The organism is Burkholderia sp. IT-111MI5 (assembly GCF_949752865.1).
Classification (GTDB): domain Bacteria; phylum Pseudomonadota; class Gammaproteobacteria; order Burkholderiales; family Burkholderiaceae; genus Burkholderia; species Burkholderia pyrrocinia_C.
Genome location: NZ_CATKIF010000011.1, coordinates 892,426 through 911,409, shown reverse-complemented (window position 1 = coordinate 911,409; position 18,984 = coordinate 892,426). Strand labels below are relative to the sequence as shown.

The window sequence follows — 18,984 nt, the reverse complement described above, 5'->3', positions numbered from 1 at the left end:
CTCCGTTACGTTTTTTGTCGTTTCGCAAACCTCTGTCCGGTTCGCGCCCCGGCGAATGCATGAAATTCGTGTATCGGCCGGCGGCGCGCGCTCACTGCGCGTCGCCCGCGGCGGCCGGGCCGAACAGCGGCGCGGCCTCGGCCGGTACGGGCTGGCCGGTGGCCCGCGCGCGGCGCAGCACCGACCAGTAATAGCGATAACTCGCGCGATCGTGCAGCGTATCACCGTGGCGCGTCGGGCCCCAGTCGGCGGCCTGCGCGGCGAGCAGGATCTCGGCGGCCAGCACGACCTCGTCGGTGCGCGGCGCGAATGCGTCGACGATCGGGCGGATCTGCGCGGGGTGGATGCTCCACATCCGCGTGAACGCGAATTCGTCGCGCGCGCGGCGCGCATCGGCGGCGACGACGCTCATGTCGCGCACCTCGGTCGTCACGTTGTGCGACGGCGTCTTGCCGTGCGCGTGGCAGGCCGCGGCGATTTCCAGCTTCGCGCGGCGCACGAGCGGATGTTCGAACTGGCCGGGCGAGCGCATCGCGGCATCGGGAATCGCGCCGTGGTGTGCGGACACGAAATCCATCAGCCCGAAGCTCAGCGTGCCGACCATCGGCAGCGCGGCGAGGGCGGCCGCCTGCGCGAGCGCGCCGTGCGTCTCGACCAGCACGTCGACCGGGATCGGCTGCGCGATGCCGAGCTCGCGGCGCGTACCTTCGATGAACGCGGCCATTTCGGCCGCGTCGGCGGCGCTCGCGATCTTCGGCAGCGTGATGTAGGCGGGTGCGCGCGCGGCGCGCAGTACGATGCGGACGTCGTCGCGCCAGTGCGGGTGGGAAAAGTCGTGGATCCGTACGCCGACGCGCCCGAAGCGGTTCTCGGCGCTGCCGAGCAGCTCGGCGACGAGTTCCGCGTGCGCGGCTTCCTGGCCGACGGCCGCGCCGTCCTCGCAGTCGAGCGTGATGTCGAATACGGGGCCCGTTTCGGCCTGCAGCGCGAGCGACTTGCGCATCAGCTTCTCGCTGCCCGCGTAGTGATCGCAGCATGGCAGGATCGCGGGCGGGGACGCCCCGTCGTACAGCACTTGTGCAGGAGTGAGCGCGGCCATCTCTTCTACGTCAGGGAAGCGGGTCAACGTGGAGAAAATCGGATTCGGGCGCGTTCTGGGCCGATGCGCGGGGCGCACGAGGCGGCAAAACGTGCCCGGATCGGATCGGGCGGCAGGGCCGGCGGCTTGCCGGCCCTGCGATGACGGGCTGCCCGGAGGCGGCCCGTCGCGGTGCCGAATTTAGTTCTTCAGCAGGTGGGCGACGCCATCGCGCTCTTCGAGCAGCTCGGCCAGCGTGCCGTCCATCTTCTCGCGCGAGAACGCGTCGATTTCCAGGCCTTCGACGCGCTTGTACTCGCCGTTTTCGCAAACGACCGGCACGCCGTAGATGATGTCTTCGGGGATGCCGTACGAGCCGTCCGACGGGATACCCATCGTGACCCACTTGCCGTTCGTGCCGAGCACCCAGTCACGGACGTGGTCGATCGCCGCGTTGGCTGCCGACGCTGCCGACGACAGGCCGCGCGCTTCGATGATCGCCGCACCGCGCTTGCCGACGGTCGGGATGAACGTGTCGCGGTTCCACACGTCGTCGTTGATCAGCTTCAGCATCGATTCGCCTTCGGCGGTCGCGAAGCGGAAGTCCGGGTACATCGTCGGCGAGTGGTTGCCCCACACGGCGAGCTTCTCGATCGACGCGACCGGCTTGCCCGACTTGGCGGCGAGCTGCGACAGCGCGCGGTTGTGGTCGAGGCGCAGCATGGCCGTGAAGTTCTTCTTCGGCAGGTCCGGTGCCGACTTCATCGCGATGTACGCGTTCGTGTTCGCCGGGTTGCCGACGACCAGCACCTTCACGTCGCGGCTCGCGACTTCGTTCAGCGCAGCGCCCTGAACCGTGAAGATCTCGGCGTTCGCCGACAGCAGGTCCTTGCGCTCCATGCCCTTCGAGCGCGGACGTGCACCGACCAGCAGCGCGACGTCTGCATCCTTGAATGCAACCTTCGGATCGTCGGTGATCACGACGCCCGCGAGCAGCGGGAACGCGCAATCGTCGAGTTCCATCACGACGCCTTTGACGGCGGCTTGGGCTTGCGGGAGGTCGAGCAGTTGCAGGATGACCGGCTGGTCCTTGCCGAGCAGGTCGCCGTTCGCGATGCGGAACAGCAGGGAGTAAGCGATTTGACCTGCGGCGCCGGTGACGGCAACGCGCTTTGCGGGCTTAGCCATTGAAAATCTCCAGGACGGGTGAAGCGTTGGACGCTAGCGAAAACGCCATTCTATGCGCGTTGTGCGTAACGTTGCATTGAAGCAGGGCGGAGGACTCGCGATGGCAGACGCGGTGAACCTGGAGACGGCCGTGGCACGTAGCCTGGGACGCGCTTTTGCACCCGCGAACCCTTGCTCGACCGGGAGTGTAGGAGCCGTCACGCGCAAAGTCAAACGGTATCATATGTCTTATATAAGACAGATGTTTTGCGGAAATTGAGTGGACGAAAAAGTGCGGTTTGTGATGAAATGCGCGCCATGACATCGAACCAGGCGAATACCGCGAATCAGACCGGCGCAGGCGGCCCAGGGCAGCCGGGCGCGAGCGATTCCGCGCCTTCGCCCGCGGCATCTGCGTCGCCGACGTTCAGCCCGTTATACCAGCAGATCAAGTCATTGATCACGCAAAGTCTCGAAACCGGCGAATGGAAGCCGGGCGAGATCATTCCGAGCGAAGTGGAGCTCGCGGCCCGTTACAAGGTCAGCCAGGGCACCGTTCGCAAGGCGATCGACGAACTGGCCGCCGAAAACCTCGTGGTCCGGCGGCAGGGCAAGGGTACTTTTGTTGCAACGCACAACGAGGATCGCGCGCAATTCCGCTTCCTGCGTCTGCTTGCCGACGACGGTGCCGAGCACCCGCACGTGAGCCGCCTGCTCGAATGCCGGCGCCTGCGTGCGCCGGCCGAGATCGCGCGGCAGCTCGACCTGAAGCCGGCCGATCCCGTCGTGCAGGTGCGCCGCCTGCTGGAGTTCGACAGCGAGGTGACGGTGCTCGACGAGATCTGGCTGCCGGGCGCGATGTTTCGCGGGCTCACGTTCGAGCGGCTGAGCGAGTACAAGGGGCCGCTCTATGCGATGTTCGAGACGGAGTTCGGCACGCGGATGATCCGCGCGACGGAGAAGATTCGCGCGGTCGCGGCGGATCCGGCGGTGGCCGACCTGCTGCACGTGCCCGCGGGTTTTCCGTTGCTGTCGGTCGAGCGCGTGTCCTATACGTACGGGGATCGGCCGGTGGAAGTACGGCGCGGCTGGTATGTCACAACCGGGTACTACTATCAGAATGACTTGAGCTGACGACGGTTCGGCTCAAGCCGAGTGCATTCGCGTCTCCCACGCTCGCGAAGCACGTTTCGGGCCGCCTTTGTTCTCGTTCGCGCAACTATCCAGAGCAGACTTTCGCTGCAGCGCGATATAAAAAGGCGCTAAAATCGCGGATTAGTGTGACAACATAGTAGGGGTCTAGCATGACTGACGCAGTAAGAAAACCGAGACCGGAATACCGGAACATCGGATTCGGCGATATCACGATGAAATATCGCATGCCGCTGGCAGCGACTTTGTCGATCCTCCATCGAGTCAGCGGCGCGCTGCTGTTCTTGTTCCTGCCGTTCCTGCTGTTCCTCTTCGATCAGAGCCTGACGTCCGAGCTCAGCTTCGAAGTCTTCAAGGCCTTCCTCTCCAACATCGTCGTCAAGCTGATCGTCCTCGCGTTGTCCTGGGCTTTCTTCCACCATTTCTGCGCCGGCATTCGCCACCTGCTGATGGACGTCAACCACGACGCCGTCACGAAGGAAAGCGGCAAGCGGACGGCAGTCGTCGTCTTTGTCGTCTCGATCGCACTGACGATCGCCATGGCACTCAAACTGTTCGGAGCATTCTAAGAAAATGGCAGCCAATAACCGAATCGGCTCGAAGCGCCTCGTCGTCGGCGCACACTACGGCCTGCGCGACTGGCTTGCGCAGCGCATCACCGCCACGATCATGGCGGTCTACACGGTCATCCTGCTCGTCCTGTTCTTCGGCGCGCACGACTTCTCGTACGAAGGCTGGGCGTCGATCTTCTCCGCGCAATGGATGAAGCTCGCGACCTTCGTGATGCTGCTTTCCCTCTTCTACCACGCATGGGTCGGCGTGCGCGACATCTGGATGGATTACGTGAAGCCCGTCGGTGTGCGCCTGCTGCTGCAATCGCTGACCATCGTCTGGCTGCTCGCATGTGCGGGCTACGCCGCGCAGATTCTCTGGAGAGTGTAAAGAATGGCTGCAATCAAAACTTCCCTCCCGCGTCGCAAGTTCGACGTAGTGATCGTCGGCGCGGGCGGCTCCGGCTTGCGCGCGGCGCTGCAACTGTCGCGCGCGGGCCTGTCGGTCGGCGTGCTGTCGAAGGTGTTCCCGACGCGTTCGCACACGGTGGCCGCGCAGGGCGGCATCGGCGCATCGCTCGGCAACATGAGCGAAGACAACTGGCACTTCCACTTCTATGACACGATCAAGGGCTCCGACTGGCTCGGCGACCAGGACGCGATCGAGTTCATGTGCCGTGAAGCGCCGAACGTCGTGTACGAACTCGAGCACTTCGGCATGCCGTTCGACCGCAACGCGGACGGCACGATCTACCAGCGTCCGTTCGGCGGCCACACCGCGAACTACGGCGAGAAGCCGGTCCAGCGCGCTTGCGCGGCCGCCGACCGTACCGGTCACGCGCTGCTGCACACGCTGTACCAGCAGAACGTCGAGGCAAAGACGCAGTTCTTCGTCGAATGGATGGCGCTCGACCTGATCCGCGACGCGGACGGCGACGTGCTCGGCGTGACGGCCCTCGAGATGGAGACGGGCGACGTCTACATCATGGAAGGCAAGACGACGCTGTTCGCGACGGGCGGCGCAGGCCGGATCTTCGCGGCATCGACCAACGCGTTCATCAACACCGGCGACGGCCTCGGCATGGCTGCGCGTTCGGGCATCGCGCTGCAGGACATGGAGTTCTGGCAGTTCCACCCGACCGGCGTGGCCGGCGCGGGCGTGCTGATCACCGAAGGCGTGCGCGGCGAAGGCGGCATCCTGCGCAACGCGAACGGCGAGCGCTTCATGGAGCGCTATGCACCGACGCTGAAGGATCTGGCGCCGCGTGACTTCGTGTCGCGCTCGATGGACCAGGAAATCAAGGAAGGCCGCGGCGTGGGTCCGAACAAGGATCACGTGCTGCTCGACCTGTCGCACATCGGCGCCGAGACGATCATGAAGCGTCTGCCGTCGATCCGCGAAATCGCGCTGAAGTTCGCGAACGTCGATGCGATCAAGGAACCGATCCCGGTCGTCCCGACGATCCACTACCAGATGGGCGGCATCCCGACCAACATCCACGGTCAGGTCGTCGGCACGTCGCGCGATCACAAGGAACCGGTCAACGGCTTCTACGCAGTGGGCGAGTGCTCGTGCGTGTCCGTGCACGGCGCGAACCGCCTCGGCACGAACTCGCTGCTGGACCTCGTGGTGTTCGGCCGTGCGGCCGGCAACCACATCGTCGAGCACGTGAAGAACCAGAAGGAACACAAGCCGCTGCCGGCCGATGCAGGCGAATTCTCGCTGGCGCGCCTGAACAAGCTCGACAAGTCGACGTCGGGCGAATACACGCAGGACGTCGCGAACGACATCCGCGCGACGATGCAGAAGCACGCAGGCGTGTTCCGCACGTCGGCGCTGCTGAAGGAAGGCGTCGACCAGATGGCCGGCCTGGCGGCGCGCGTGGAAAGCATCCACCTGAAGGACAAGTCGAAGGTGTTCAACACCGCGCGCGTCGAAGCGCTCGAGCTGGAGAACCTGATCGAAGTCGCCCGCGCGACGATGGTGTCGGCGGAAGCGCGCAAGGAAAGCCGCGGCGCGCACGCACACAGCGACTACGAACACCGCGACGACGAGAACTGGCTGCGCCACACGCTGTGGTACAGCGAAGGCGATCGCCTCGACTACAAGCCGGTCCAAATGAAGCCGCTGACGGTCGAATCCGTGCCGCCGAAGCCGCGCACGTTCTAAGCCGAGTCAAAGGAATCCGAAATGGCAAAACGCATTTTTGAAGTCTACCGCTACGATCCGGACAAGGACGCAGCGCCGCGCATGCAGACGTACGAGCTCGAGATCCAGCACGAGCGCATGCTGCTCGACGCACTGGTCAAGCTGAAGGCAGTGGACGAGACGCTGTCGTTCCGCCGTTCGTGCCGCGAAGGCGTGTGCGGTTCGGACGCGATGAACATCAACGGCAAGAACGGTCTCGCGTGTCTGACGAACCTGAACGACCTGCCGCAGAAGATCGTGCTGCGTCCGCTGCCGGGCCTGCCCGTGGTGCGCGACCTGATCGTCGACATGACGCACTTCTTCAACCAGTATCACTCGATCAAGCCGTACCTGATCAACGACGCGCCGCCGCCGGAGAAGGAACGCCTCCAGTCGCCGGAAGAGCGCGACGAGCTCGACGGCGTGTACGAGTGCATTCTGTGCGCGAGCTGCTCGACGTCGTGCCCGAGCTTCTGGTGGAACCCGGACAAGTTCGTCGGCCCGGCCGGCCTGCTGCAGGCTTACCGCTTCATCGCGGACAGCCGCGACACGGCCACCGGCGAGCGTCTCGACAACCTGGAAGACCCGTACCGTCTGTTCCGTTGCCACACGATCATGAACTGCGTCGACGTTTGCCCGAAGGGCCTGAACCCGACGAAGGCGATCGGCAAGATCAAGGAACTGATGGTTCGCCGCGCGGTTTAAGGCCGGAGCAATGAGCGACGATTCGCATCAATCCGACCCGCACCGTCGCGCGCGCCTTCGCTGGCGCGCGCGGCGGGGTCTGCTGGAAAACGACATCATCTTCGAGCGTTTCTTCGGCAGATACGAGCATGACCTCACCGATGCAGACGTAGGCGCGTTGTCGCGCCTGCTCGATCTGAGCGACAACGACCTGATGGACTTGCTCCTCGCGCGCAAGGAACCAGAGGGCGACCTAGACAGCCCGGATATCCACCGGCTGTTGGAGATGCTGCGCAACGTGTAACGCGTTACGCCCGTTATCGAATCCCGTTTCTTTATTTCGATTGAGGATGTGCCATGACTCCGTCTGATGTTAAAGCCACGCTATCGTTCAGCGACAACTCGCCGAGCGTCGAACTGCCGATCTACAAGGGCACGATGGGCCCGGACGTAATCGACATCCGCAAGCTGTACGGCCAGACCGGCAAGTTCACGTACGACCCGGGCTTCATGTCGACGGCAGCTTGTAATTCGGCGATCACGTACATCGACGGCGACAAGGGCGAACTGCTGTACCGCGGCTACCCGATCGACAACCTCGCGCAAAACGCGGACTTCCTCGAAAGCTGCTACCTGCTGCTGAAGGGCGAACTGCCGAACGCAGCGCAGAAGAAGGAATTCGTCGACACCGTCACGAAGCACACGATGGTGCACGAGCAGATGCACTTCTTCTTCCGTGGCTTCCGCCGCGACGCGCACCCGATGGCGATCCTGGTCGCCGCGGTCGGCGCGCTGTCCGCGTTCTACCACGACTCGCTCGACATCAACGACCCGCGTCACCGTGAAGTGTCGGCGATCCGCATGATCGCGAAGCTGCCGACGCTCGTCGCGATGGCGTACAAGTACAGCATCGGCCAGCCGTTCGTGTATCCGAAGAACTCGCTGTCGTACAGCGCGAACTTCATGCACATGATGTTCTCGAACCCGTGCGAAGAGTACAAGGTCAACGACGTGCTCGTCCGCGCACTCGACCGCATCCTGATCCTGCACGCCGACCACGAGCAGAACGCATCGACGTCGACGGTCCGCCTGGCCGGTTCGTCGGGCGCGAACCCGTTCGCATGTATCGCGGCCGGTATCGCATGTCTGTGGGGCCCGGCGCACGGTGGTGCGAACGAAGCCGCGCTGAACATGCTCGAGCAGATCGGTTCGCCGGACAACATCCCCGAATTCATCAAGCAGGTGAAGGACAAGAATTCGGGCGTGAAGCTGATGGGCTTCGGCCACCGCGTGTACAAGAACTACGACCCGCGTGCGAAGCTGATGCGCGAGACGTGCTACGAAGTGCTGAACGAACTGGGCCTGCACGACGACCCGCTGTTCAAGCTCGCGATGCAGCTCGAGAAGATCGCGCTGGAAGACGAATACTTCGTGTCGCGCAAGCTGTACCCGAACGTCGACTTCTACTCGGGCATCGTCCAGCGCGCGCTGGGCATCCCGACGTCGATGTTCACGTGTATCTTCGCGATGGCACGTACGGTCGGCTGGATCGCGCAGTGGAACGAAATGATTGCGGATCCGGAGCAGAAGATCGGCCGTCCGCGCCAGCTGTTCATCGGCGATACGCCGCGCGAAGCGAAGCCGATCAACGCACGTTAAGTCGTGTGCGGCGCGACGGCCGGCAGGCCGCTCGCGTCGGGCAATCGCAACGCCACGACACCCCGACAGGTCAGCCCGTCGGGGTGTTTTCATTTGCGCGCCGGATCGGCGCGGCGCTCCAGCGACGGCGGCCGCGTATCGAGCGCCGGCGCGTCTTCGTCGGGCGCGTGGCCGTGCCGCAGGAAGAACTGCCGGTACGCGCCCGGCGTCATCCCGCGCGCGGCGAGGAACTGGCGGTTGAAGTTCGCGGCATTCGGAATGCCGCAGCGCGCGGCGACCGTCGCGATCGGCCAGTCGGTGCCGACGAGATGGCGGCATGCGTGCGCGAGCCGCAGCCGCTGCACGTAGCGACCGACGCTTTCGCCGAGATGCCGGACGAACAGGCGCTGCAGCGTGCGCTCGGACATGTGCGCGGCAGCGGCGAGTGCGTCGATACGCAGCGGTTCGTGGAAGTGCCGGTCGATCGCGTCGAGCACGCGATCGAGGCGCTCGGCTTCGGGCGCGGCCGCGTCGGCGTGCGGTGTCGTGCCGTCGGGCCCGCGGTACGCATGCGCGGTGGCGAGCGGCTCGCCGCCGGCTTCCGCGAGATCGGCGAGCGTGTCGAGCGCGGCCGCGAGTCTCACGCGCGGAGCAGGATCGAGCAACTGCGGTAGCCGTGCGCGCATCGCGCGGGCCGTGTCCGCGTCGAAGCACAGGCCCGGCGCCGCGCGCCGCAGCAGCGAGCGCAGCGGTGCGTATTCGGGGCAGCAGTCGGCAAGCCGCCGCACCCAGTCGCCGTCGAACCAGACGACGAGCGCGACTTCGGGCGCATCGCGATCGATGCGCGCGTTCGACGACCAGGTGTGCGGCAGGTTGGGCGGCACGAGCACCAGATCGTCGTCCGCGTAGCGCGCGACGTGATCGCCGATGAAGCGCTGGCCGCGGCTGTTGAGCGTCAGCGTCAGTTCGTATTCGGGATGGCGGTGCCATTCGAACGGGATGCGCGCGAGCTGGCGGTGGTACACGCGGATCGAACAACCGGGAGCGAACGTCACGTGCTCGTACTGCGGTTTCATCGCGGCCTCCGGGTGGCGCGGGCTGCGCGCCGTGGCATGATCGTGAGCGATCGTCACCACGGAGCGATGCCATGTTTTCACATGTTTGCGTGGGCGTCGGCGATACGACGCGCGCCTACGATTTCTATGCGCCGCTGTTCGCGGAACTCGGGTTGCGCCTGAAGTTCCGCGAGCCGGACGGCTGGTCGGGCTGGATGCCGGCCGACGCCGATCGGCCGCTGTTCTTCTTCGGCCATCCGCTCGACGGCCGCGCACCCGAGCCGGGCAATGGCCACACGATCGCGTTCGACGCGCCGACGCGTGCGCACGTCGATCGCTGCCACGCGCTCGCACTGCGACAAGGCGGCACCTGCGAAGGGCCGCCGGGCCTGCGGCCGCATTACCACCGCGACTACTACGGCGCATATTTCCGCGACCTGGACGGCAACAAGCTCTGCGTGGTCTGCCATCGTCCCGAGTAACGCACGGTTGTCAGGATTGTATCGATAGTTGACCGGATGGCGGTGATGGCGGTCGTGCGCCGGCCGTACGCTGGCAGCACATCACGACACGCTTCAGCGAGGAGACACGATGCAACTGACGATTGACGATCTGCCCGCCGCGATCCGCGCGGCGAAACAGGCGCTGCGCGCCGACCTGCCCGGTTATGCGGCCACGTTCCGCGAGCTGGAAGGCGACATCGCGCGGCAGGTCGACGCGATCCGCCGCGCGCATGCGCATGGCCTCGACGTGATTCCGGTCGTGCCGTTTGCGGATATTGCGGGCGGCGCCGTCGATCCGCACGCGATTGCTGCGATCCGCGCGCATGGCGCGGTCGTGATTCGCGGCGTGTTCGATGCGCGGCAGGCGCGCGACTGGAACGACGAGATCGGCGCGTATCTGGATTCGAACCGTTTCACCGACCGGCTGCATGCGCGCGCCGAGGATCGCTATTTCGGCAATCTCGCGTCGGGCAAGCCGCAGATCTACGGCGTCTACTGGTCGAAGCCGCAGGTGGCCGCGCGCCAGTCGCCGGCGCTCACGCAGGCGCGCGTGTTCCTGAACCGCCTGTGGCGGCATGCGGACGGCGCGCGCACGCATTTCGATCCCGACCAGGTGCCCGCCTACGCGGACCGAATTCGCCGCCGGCCGCCGGGATCGACGTCGCTCGGGCTGTCGCCGCATGTCGACGGCGGCTCCGTCGAACGCTGGCTCGGCGCGAACTTCCGCCAGGTCTATCGCCACGTGCTGGCCGGCCGCTGGCGCGATTACGACCCGTTCGATGCCGCATTCCGTCCCGACGTCGAGGAGATTCCGTCGCCGGCCGTGTGTTCGATGTTCCGCACCTTCCAGGGCTGGACCGCGCTGACACCGCAGGGGCCCGGCGACGGCACGCTGCAACTGATCCCGGTCGCGAACGCGATGGCCTATGTCGTGCTGCGCGCGCTGCAGGACGACGTCGCCGACGACGACCTGTGCGGCGCGCGTCCCGGCCGCGCGTTGTCGATCCGGCCCGAATGGCACGCGCTGCTGCTCGACGGGCTGGTGCCGATCCCGCACATGGAGCCGGGCGATGCGGTGTTCTGGCATGGCGACGTCGTGCATGCGGTCGAGGATGCGCATCGCGGCAGCGGCGACAGCAACGTGATGTACATCGCGGCCGCGCCAGGCTGCGCGAAGAACGACGCGTACCTGCGGCGCCAGTTGCCCGCGTTCGTGCGCGGCGAGAGCCCGCCCGATTTCCCGGCCGATCATTTCGAGGTCGAATTCGACGGACGCGGCGGGGAGGGCGATCTCACGGCGCTCGGCCGCTCGCAGATGGGGTTCGGGCCCGGCGCGTAACGGGCGCGCCGCATACGAAAGCGGTCGTTCGCGATGCGGCGAACGGCCGTCTGCCGAATCCGCTGCGTGCCGCGCGCAATTCGACGCAATCGGCTGTCGGCGCAGCCGAAATCGACGCGAATTGCGCAATTTGGCTTCCGATAATGGTCCGGACACAACGCCGCTGCCCCGTGCGCCGCACGGGCGTGGCGATGACCAAGGAGGAGTCGATGCAATTCACGCAAGCGATCGTTCGCCGTCCCGCGCCGTCCTGTGGCGCGGGCCTGACCACCGCCGAACTCGGCGCGCCCGACTACGACAAGACGCTCACGCAGTTCCACGCGTATTGCGACGCGCTGCGCACGCTTGGCGTCGAGCTGACCGAGCTGCCGCCGCTGGACGCATTCCCCGATTCGCATTTCGTCGAGGACGTGGCCGTCGTGACGCCGGAATTCGCGGTGATCACGCGTCCCGGCGCGCCCGCGCGGCGCGGCGAGACGGCGCACATCGAAGCGGCGCTCGCCGCGCATCGCGACCTGCTGCCGATGCAGGACGGCCGTCTCGACGGCGGCGACGTGATGCTGGTCGGCAAGCGCTTCTACATCGGCCTGACCGGCCGCACCGACGCCGAAGGCATTGCCGCGTTCGAATCGCTCGTGTCGCGCTACGGTTATTCGGTCGTCGCGGTGCCGGTCGGCGCCGGCCTGCACCTGAAGTCGGTCGTCAACGCGCTCGGCGACGACACGCTGCTCGTGACCGAAGCGCTGGCCGCGCATCCGGCATTTGCCGACTACCGCCGGATCGCGATCTCGGCCGCCGACGAATACGCGGGCAACACGCTGCGCGTGAACGGCACGCTGATCACACCGGCCGGCTATCCGCGCGTGCACGACGCGATCGCGTCGCTCGGGCTGCCGCTGCACGTGATCGACACGAGCGAGTTCCGCAAGATGGACGGCGGCCTGACCTGCCTGTCGCTTCGGTTCTAGCCGATTGGCGATTGGTGTGCAGCCGCTTCGGCCGGATAATGTGGCCCCCGCGCGGACAAGGAGACGTTCCGCGCATCAGCCACGACCCGACCGGAGCGAACGCGGATGACCGACAAGAAGATGCAGCTCGACAAGATCGATCTCCGGATCCTCGATATCCTGCGCACCGACGGGCGGATTTCCTACCGGAAGCTGTCGGAGCTCGTGAACCTCACGCCGCGGCCCTGCCAGGCGCGCGTGGAGCGGCTCGAGGCGCTCGGCGTGATCGAAGGCTACCGCGCCGTGATCAACCCGCCGCGCGCGACCAAGCCGATCGTCGTGATCGCGCAGATCGTGCTGGCCGATCACGGGCGTTCGCAGGCGCCGTTCGAGGATGAAATGCGGGCGAATCCGGCCGTACTCGATTGCTGGCTCGTCAGCGGCACGTTCGATTTTCTCGTGCGGCTCGCATGCGAGGATCTCGACGAGTACCGTCGGATCGCGAACGCGTGGCTGGAAAGCCCGCGGTACCGGATCGAGAAGATCGTGACGACGGCCGAACTGCAGGCGATCAAGCGCAGCGTCGTTTGACGCGGCCCGGGTAGGCCCGACCACGCAAGCCAGGCTTCAATGCGAATGACTGGCTCAATCGTTTTGCATTCCGAATAAAATCAGGATGAACACTATGGATGCTTTGCAAGCGGCAGCGCAGACGGCCGCGCCGTCCGGGACGACGCTGAAACGCCGTCTGCAGGGCCGCCACATCGCGATGATCGCGATCGGCGGCTCGATCGGCACGGGGCTGTTCGTCGCGTCGGGCGCGTCGGTCGCGCAAGCGGGGCCGGGCGGGGCGATCGCCGCGTATCTCGCGATCGGGATCATGGTCTACTTCGTCGTCACGGGGCTCGGCGAGATGGCGGCGCTGATGCCAGTGTCGGGCTCGTTCGCGATCTACGGCGAAAAGTACGTCGACGAAGGCTTCGGCGTCGCGCTCGGCTGGACCTACTGGTATAGCTGGGCCGTGACGATCGCGATCGAGCTGGTCGCCGCGCAGATCGTGATGCGCTACTGGTTTCCGGCTGTGCCGGGCGTATGGTGGGGCGCGGCCTTCCTCGTGCTGATCTTCCTGCTGAATACGCTGTCGGTGCGCGGCTTCGGCGAATCGGAATATTGGTTCTCGCTGATCAAGGTCGTCACCGTGATCGCGTTCATCGCGGCCGGGCTGCTGATCGCGGCGGGCGTGCTAGGCAGCGGGCATGCGGTCGGCTGGCGCAACTTCACGACGGGCGATGCGCCGTTCGTCGGCGGCGTGCACGCGATGATGAGCGTCGCGCTGATCGCGGGCTTCTCGTTTCTCGGCACGGAACTGGTCGGGATCACGGCCGGCGAATCGGAGAACCCGCGCAAGACGATCCCGCGCGCGGTGAAGCAGATCTTCTGGCGGATCATGCTGTTCTACGTGCTCGCGATCTTCGTGATCGGCCTGCTCGTGCCGTACACGGATCCGAACCTGCTGAAGAGCGACGTGACCGACATCGGCGTGAGCCCGTTCACGCTGGTATTCAGCCACGCGGGCTTTCCGCTCGCGGCCGGCGCGATGAATCTCGTGATCCTGACGGCCGTGCTGTCGGCCGGCAATTCCGGCACCTACGCGGCGACGCGGATGCTGTACAACCTCGCATCGGAAGGCCGTGCGCCGGCGATGTTCGCGACGCTGTCGCCGGGCGGCGTGCCGCGCAACGCGCTGTACGCGACGATGGCCGTCGGCGGGCTGTGTTTCCTCACGTCGCTGACCAACAACCAGAGCATCTATCTGTGGCTGTTGAATACGGTGGGCATCACGGGTTTCATCGCGTGGCTCGGCATCGCGGTCTGCCATTACCGGTTCCGCAAGGGCTTCCTGAAGCAGGGCTACCGGCTCGATCAACTTCCGTATCGCGCCAGGTGGTTTCCGTTCGGGCCGCTGTTCGCGATCGCGATCTGCATCGTGATCTCGCTCGGGCAGGATTACCAGGCGTTCTTCGCGGCCCGCATCGACTGGATGGAAGTGCTGTCGATCTATGTGTGGATTCCGCTGTTCGTCGCGATCTGGTTCGCGTATCGCCGTGCACGCAAGAGCCGGCTCGTGCGCTACGAGGAGATGGACATCGGGCCGTGGCTGACGCGCTCGGTCGAGGCCGTCGACGCGGCTGCGGACCCGCGCGAGCGATCGCGCGGCGCGTAGTGCGCGGCGTGCGGCCGGCCGCACGCCGGGATACCATCGCGGTTCGCGCGGCGTGTCGCTCAGGGCCTGCGGCACGCCGCGTATTTCCCGATCGATTCCGCGTCCAGCACACAACATGACAACACAGCCGAACCGCGTTTCTTCCCAGTCACTTGCCGCCGGCGCCAGCGTGCGCGAGATAGCCGATGCGGTGCGCACGGCCGGACGGCGTGCCGTCGATGTCGCCGGCGACGCGCTCGCGCGTCTCGCGGCGATCGCGCCGCTCAATGCGATGGTGCACGTCGATGCCGATCTCGCGCGCCGCACGGCCGAGCGTATCGATGCGCGCGTTGCGCAAGGCGACGCGCTGTCGCTTGCCGGCGTGCCGTTCGTGATCAAGGACAACCTCGATACCGTCGCGATGCCGACGCTCGGCGCGAGCCCGGCGGTGAGCGGCTATCGTGCGGCGGAAGACGCGCTCACGGTGCGGCGCCTGCTCGACGCCGGCGCGGTGCCGCTGGGCAAGGCGAACATGCACGAACTCGCATTCGGCATCACGAGCGGCAACCGGCATTTCGGCGCGGTCGGCAATCCGCATGACCCGCGGCGCATCGCCGGCGGGTCGAGCGGCGGCACGGCGGCGGCCGTCGCGGCCGGCATCCCGTTCGGTCTCGGCACCGACACGGGCGGCTCGGTGCGGATTCCGGCGGCATTCTGCGGCGTGTACGGGCTGCGGCCGTCGGCGCAGCGCTATTCGCCGCACGGCGTGCTGTCGCTGTCGCCCACGCGCGATACGGTCGGACCGATCGGCCAGGGCATCGACGACCTGCTGCTGCTCGACGCCGTGCTGACGCGCGACGACAGCACGGCCGTCGCGCCCGAATGGCACCGCCTGCGCATCGGCGTGCCCGGCGCGCCTTACTTCGACGCGCTCGACCCGGGCGTCGCGGCCTGCATCGAGCATGCGCTCGCGTCGTTCGCGGCGGCCGGTGCAACACTCGTGCCGCTACCGGCGATGCCGCTGCACGAGGCGAGCGACGCATGCGGCTTTCCGATCGCCGCGTTCGAGGCGAACCGGTACTGGCGCCGTTTCGCGGCGGAACGCCTCGGCATCCCGTTCGAGAGGTTCGTCGAGCGGATCGCGAGCGACGACGTGCGCGACATCTTCCGGTCGTTCGTGTCCGCGCCGATCGATGCCGGCGCCTATGCGGAAGCGATCGTGTGCCGCCGGCATCTCGTGCACTGGTACGACGACGCATTCGGCACGCCGGTCGACTGCATCGCGATGCCGACGGTGCCGGGCGAGCCGCCGTCGCTCGACGACGTGGCCGCGATGACGGCCGGGCAGGGCGCGGCGCTGTTCGAGCACGTCGCGCGCCAGACGTCGCCGGCGACACTCGCCGGCGTGCCGTCCGTGTCGATCCCGGCCGGGCGTTCCGCGCAAACGGGGCTGCCGGTCGGACTGATGCTGGAAGGGCCGTGGGGCAGCGATCGCCGCCTGCTGGCGATCGCGCGCCGGATCGACGCGCGGCTGCGGGAGCACGCGACGGCCGCCTGAGCCGCCGAGTTCAGGCCAGGTAGGCCTTCATGAAGTCGACCCACGCGCGCACCTTCTGCGGCACGTGCGGGGTCGACGGGTACAGCGCGTAGACGGCCTGCGGCGGAAACCGGTAGTCGGGGAGCGCGTCGACCAGCGCACCGCTCGCGAGGTCGTCGCGCACGAGCCATTCGGGCAGCAGCGCGACGCCGCTGCCTTGTCGCGCGAGCACGCGCAGTACCGACGCGTTGTCGACGACCACGCGCGGCTTGGCGCCCGGTTGAAATGCGTGCGGGTTGCCGTCGCGATCCGCGAGCGTCCAGGTGGCGATCCGCTCGAGCCGCGTGTGGCCGAGCTGCGGCAGGCGCGCCAGCACGTCGGGCGAATCGATGCGCGACAGGCCGGCAGCGGCGAGCAGCGACGGGGCGATCACGGGCCGCACTTCGTAGGTCGCAAGGCACGCGCCCCGGTACGGCAGGTCCTGGAACTGTTCGAGGCGCCCGAGCCGGATCGCGACGTCGACGCGCTCGCGCACCAGATCGACCTGCGACGCATGCGTCTCGAGCCGCACGCGCAGCGCGGGATGGCGCTGCATGAATGCGTGCAGCGCCGGCGCGACGACCATCGTCCCGTACTCGACGGTCGACGTCACGCGCAGCACGCCGTGCATCCCGCCATGCTCGCTGCGGGCGTCGTCGATCGCGCTCTCGGCTTCCTCCAGCACGCGCAGGCAGCGCGCATAAAAGCGCTCGCCCGCGTCGGTCAGCTCGACGCGCCGCGTCGTGCGCGTGAGCAGCGTGACGCCGAGCTCGGTTTCCAGCTGCTTGATGTTGAAGCTGACCGCGGCCCGGGCCTGATTCAACTGGGCGGCGGCGGCCGTAAACGACCCCGATTCCACGACGGCGCGGAAGACGGCGAAACGATCGAGACTCACCATGGCATGTCGGCTGCTCTGCGGAAAACCGACATGTTGCCCTGATTGTCAAAATTTTTCGACCAGTCTTGCCGGCCGGGCGGTCTTATCGACGCGTGCGGCGAACCTTACACTGCGGCGTTTCGTTCGTCTTCCGCCGTCATGACCGATCGCTCGAAAATTGCCTCTGTCTACCTGCTCGGGTTCGCGATCGACCTCGCCAACATGTTCGTCATCAATGCCGCGTATCCGACGATCCAGCGCGAGCTGCATGCATCGGTCGCCCACCTGGCGTGGATCGGCAACATGTACGTGCTCGGGCTGACCGTCGTGATCCCGCTCGGCACGTGGCTCGCTCGGCGTTTCGGCGAGCGCCGGCTGCTGATCGCGTCGCTGCTGCTGTTCGCGCTCGGCAGCCTCGGGGTCGGGCTGTCGGCGTCGATCGGCGCGCTGCTGGCGTGGCGGCTGATCCAGGGGCTCGGCGGCGGGCTGCTGATTCCGGTCGGGCAGACGATGGCTTATCGTGCGTATCCGCCCGATGCGCGCGCACACCTGACGTCGATCGTGATGATGGTTGCGCTGCTCGTGCCGGCGCTGTCGCCGGCGCTCGGCGGCGTGATCGTCGATCGCGCGTCGTGGCGCGCGATCTTCTTCGGCATGCTGCCGCTGGCCGCGGCCACCAGCGTGCTCGCGCTCGCGTGGCTGCCGCCCGACGACGCGAGCGAACGCCCGGCGGCGCTCGATGTGCGCGGCCTCGCATTGAGCGCCGTGGCGCTCGTCGCGCTGCTGCTCGGCCTGACGTTCGCGGGGCAACCGGGGGCGGCCCGCCAGGCGATCGCGCCGCTCGCGATCGCGCTCGTCGCCGGCGGCGCATACGTCGCGCATGCGCGACGCGCGGCCGCGCCGCTGCTCGACCTGAGCCTGGTCGCGCAGCCGCTGCTGCGGATCGGCCTGATCGTCTATCTGTGCGTGCCGGGCGTGTTCACCGGTGTGAACCTGGTCGCGGCGCTGTATCTGCAGAACACGCTGGGGCTCAGCGCGACGCATACGGGCGCGCTGATGGTGCCGTGGGCGATCGCGTCGTTCGTCGCGATCGCGACGACGCGCCGCTGTTTCCCGAAGTGGGGTGCGAGGCCGCTGTTCATGTGCGGGATCGTGATCGACGGGATCGGCATCGCGCTGCTCGCGACCCCGCTCGCCGGTTTCGAGGCCGGGCGCGTGCTGGCTTTCGTCGCGATGGGGCTCGGCGCCAGCATGTGCACGAGCACGTCGCAAAGCGCGGCGTTCCTCGACGTGCCTGCCGCGCGGATGGGCGATGCGAGCGCGCTCTGGAACATCAACCGGCAGTTGAGCTTCTGCCTCGGCGTCGCGGTGCTGGGCAGCGCACTGAATTTCCTGCTGTCGATGCACGGCGACGACGCGCGGCTGCCGTACCAGCAGTGCTTCGGTCTGGCCGCGTTGCTGACGCTGCTGCCGCTGCCGTTCGTCGCGCGCGTCGCGGGGCGCCGCGCGCCTGCCGGGCAGCCGGTTTCCCAACGTTCGTGAGTGTCGAGATGAATTCGTCAAACCCGTATTTCCAGGAAGTCGTCGACGCGCATGTCGACATCGAGCGATGGCTGTCCGGCAGCGCCGCACGCGACGGCCTCGCGCCGCTGCTCGCGCGTTTCTCGCGGCGTTTCTCTATGATTTCGCTGCAGGGGCATGCGCTAGACTTCGCGGACATCGACGTCCTGTTCTCGCGCGGCTTCGGCGCGCGTCCCGGCCTGCGGATCGCGATCGACGAACTGCACGAAGTGAGCGCCTGGCAGGGCGGCGCGGCGATCGCCTATCGCGAGACGCAAGTCGACGGAGAGGGGCGGCGCAGCGTCCGCCGGTCGACCGTCGTGTTCGAGCGTGACGCGAGCGGCCGCATCGGCTGGCTGCGCCTGCACGAAACACCGGTGACGGGCTGACCGTCACCGTCACGCCAGCCCGAGCGGCACCCAAGACCAGAAACCTGAGAGATGACCATAAAAGCAATCGAATCCGC

General features: G+C 66.9%; 19 protein-coding genes. 15 read left to right on the top strand and 4 right to left on the bottom strand.

All coding sequences use genetic code 11. The features are described from left to right. Positions 1–91 precede the first annotated feature (91 nt). Both ACM6JT_RS12340 and ACM6JT_RS12335 read right to left on the bottom strand, forming a co-directional pair. Positions 92–1,099 carry an HpcH/HpaI aldolase/citrate lyase family protein gene (locus ACM6JT_RS12340; RefSeq protein ID WP_407972621.1) on the bottom strand — a complete coding sequence of 336 codons (1,008 nt, stop codon included), beginning with the start codon at positions 1,097–1,099 and terminating at the stop codon, positions 92–94. A 180-nt stretch (positions 1,100–1,279) separates the two neighbouring features. Then, a complete protein-coding gene (locus ACM6JT_RS12335) occupies positions 1,280–2,266 on the bottom strand; it encodes a malate dehydrogenase (RefSeq protein ID WP_034180017.1) in 987 nt (328 codons plus the stop codon). Between the two features lie 288 nt (positions 2,267–2,554). Here ACM6JT_RS12335 and ACM6JT_RS12330 point away from each other — a divergent pair, with 288 nt between their 5' ends. The 7 genes from ACM6JT_RS12330 (at position 2,555) to gltA (ending at position 8,479) form a co-directional block, all read left to right on the top strand. Continuing rightward, positions 2,555–3,379 carry a GntR family transcriptional regulator gene (locus tag ACM6JT_RS12330; RefSeq protein WP_081938389.1) on the top strand — a complete coding sequence of 275 codons (825 nt, stop codon included), beginning with the start codon at positions 2,555–2,557 and terminating at the stop codon, positions 3,377–3,379. A 170-nt stretch (positions 3,380–3,549) separates the two neighbouring features. After that, on the top strand, positions 3,550–3,966 hold the full coding sequence (sdhC, locus tag ACM6JT_RS12325) for a succinate dehydrogenase, cytochrome b556 subunit (protein WP_034180016.1): 417 nt from the start codon (positions 3,550–3,552) through the stop codon (positions 3,964–3,966). Positions 3,967–3,970: 4 nt separating this feature from the next. After that, the gene (gene sdhD / locus ACM6JT_RS12320) at positions 3,971–4,339 is read left to right on the top strand and encodes a succinate dehydrogenase, hydrophobic membrane anchor protein (RefSeq protein WP_034180015.1); all 369 of its coding nucleotides are present in this window, start codon (positions 3,971–3,973) and stop codon (positions 4,337–4,339) included. Positions 4,340–4,342: 3 nt separating this feature from the next. Then, complete coding sequence (gene sdhA / locus ACM6JT_RS12315) at positions 4,343–6,118, top strand: succinate dehydrogenase flavoprotein subunit (RefSeq protein WP_034180014.1); 1,776 nt, start codon at positions 4,343–4,345, stop codon at positions 6,116–6,118. Positions 6,119–6,139: 21 nt separating this feature from the next. Further along, the gene (locus ACM6JT_RS12310; RefSeq protein WP_011658352.1) at positions 6,140–6,841 is read left to right on the top strand and encodes a succinate dehydrogenase iron-sulfur subunit; all 702 of its coding nucleotides are present in this window, start codon (positions 6,140–6,142) and stop codon (positions 6,839–6,841) included. Between the two features lie 10 nt (positions 6,842–6,851). Further along, a complete protein-coding gene (locus ACM6JT_RS12305) occupies positions 6,852–7,124 on the top strand; it encodes a succinate dehydrogenase assembly factor 2 (protein ID WP_031400668.1) in 273 nt (90 codons plus the stop codon). A gap of 53 nt (positions 7,125–7,177) precedes the next feature. Continuing rightward, positions 7,178–8,479, top strand: a complete 1,302-nt coding sequence (gene gltA / locus ACM6JT_RS12300) for a citrate synthase (RefSeq protein ID WP_014899964.1) — start codon at positions 7,178–7,180, stop codon at positions 8,477–8,479. An 89-nt stretch (positions 8,480–8,568) separates the two neighbouring features. Here gltA and ACM6JT_RS12295 read toward each other — a convergent pair whose 3' ends face one another. Then, the gene (locus tag ACM6JT_RS12295) at positions 8,569–9,534 is read right to left on the bottom strand and encodes a helix-turn-helix domain-containing protein (RefSeq protein WP_217589929.1); all 966 of its coding nucleotides are present in this window, start codon (positions 9,532–9,534) and stop codon (positions 8,569–8,571) included. A 71-nt stretch (positions 9,535–9,605) separates the two neighbouring features. Between ACM6JT_RS12295 and ACM6JT_RS12290 the strand changes: the two genes are divergently transcribed. The 6 genes from ACM6JT_RS12290 to iaaH all read left to right on the top strand — a co-directional run bounded on the left by ACM6JT_RS12290 (position 9,606) and on the right by iaaH (position 16,063). Continuing rightward, a complete protein-coding gene (locus ACM6JT_RS12290; protein WP_414856562.1) occupies positions 9,606–9,995 on the top strand; it encodes a VOC family protein in 390 nt (129 codons plus the stop codon). 109 nt (positions 9,996–10,104) lie between these two features. After that, positions 10,105–11,355 (top strand): DUF1479 domain-containing protein, encoded by a 1,251-nt coding sequence (locus ACM6JT_RS12285; protein ID WP_105393659.1) that lies wholly within the window; start codon positions 10,105–10,107, stop codon positions 11,353–11,355. Positions 11,356–11,564: 209 nt separating this feature from the next. Further along, positions 11,565–12,323, top strand: coding sequence for a dimethylarginine dimethylaminohydrolase family protein (locus ACM6JT_RS12280; RefSeq protein WP_034180128.1), 759 nt, complete (start codon positions 11,565–11,567; stop codon positions 12,321–12,323). A gap of 105 nt (positions 12,324–12,428) precedes the next feature. Further along, positions 12,429–12,893: an Lrp/AsnC family transcriptional regulator gene (locus tag ACM6JT_RS12275; RefSeq protein ID WP_217589932.1), complete on the top strand. Its 465-nt coding sequence runs from the start codon at positions 12,429–12,431 to the stop codon at positions 12,891–12,893. Between the two features lie 94 nt (positions 12,894–12,987). Beyond that, entirely contained in the window at positions 12,988–14,526 is a 1,539-nt protein-coding gene (locus tag ACM6JT_RS12270; RefSeq protein ID WP_414856561.1) for an amino acid permease, read from the top strand. A gap of 115 nt (positions 14,527–14,641) precedes the next feature. Further along, positions 14,642–16,063: an indoleacetamide hydrolase gene (gene iaaH, locus ACM6JT_RS12265; protein ID WP_414856560.1), complete on the top strand. Its 1,422-nt coding sequence runs from the start codon at positions 14,642–14,644 to the stop codon at positions 16,061–16,063. Between the two features lie 10 nt (positions 16,064–16,073). Here iaaH and ACM6JT_RS12260 read toward each other — a convergent pair whose 3' ends face one another. Further along, a complete protein-coding gene (locus tag ACM6JT_RS12260) occupies positions 16,074–16,979 on the bottom strand; it encodes a LysR family transcriptional regulator (RefSeq protein WP_131949312.1) in 906 nt (301 codons plus the stop codon). Between the two features lie 138 nt (positions 16,980–17,117). Between ACM6JT_RS12260 and ACM6JT_RS12255 the strand changes: the two genes are divergently transcribed. After that, complete coding sequence (locus ACM6JT_RS12255; protein WP_414856559.1) at positions 17,118–18,500, top strand: MFS transporter; 1,383 nt, start codon at positions 17,118–17,120, stop codon at positions 18,498–18,500. Positions 18,501–18,508: 8 nt separating this feature from the next. After that, complete coding sequence (locus ACM6JT_RS12250; RefSeq protein ID WP_414856558.1) at positions 18,509–18,907, top strand: DUF4440 domain-containing protein; 399 nt, start codon at positions 18,509–18,511, stop codon at positions 18,905–18,907. Positions 18,908–18,984: the final 77 nt, after the last annotated feature.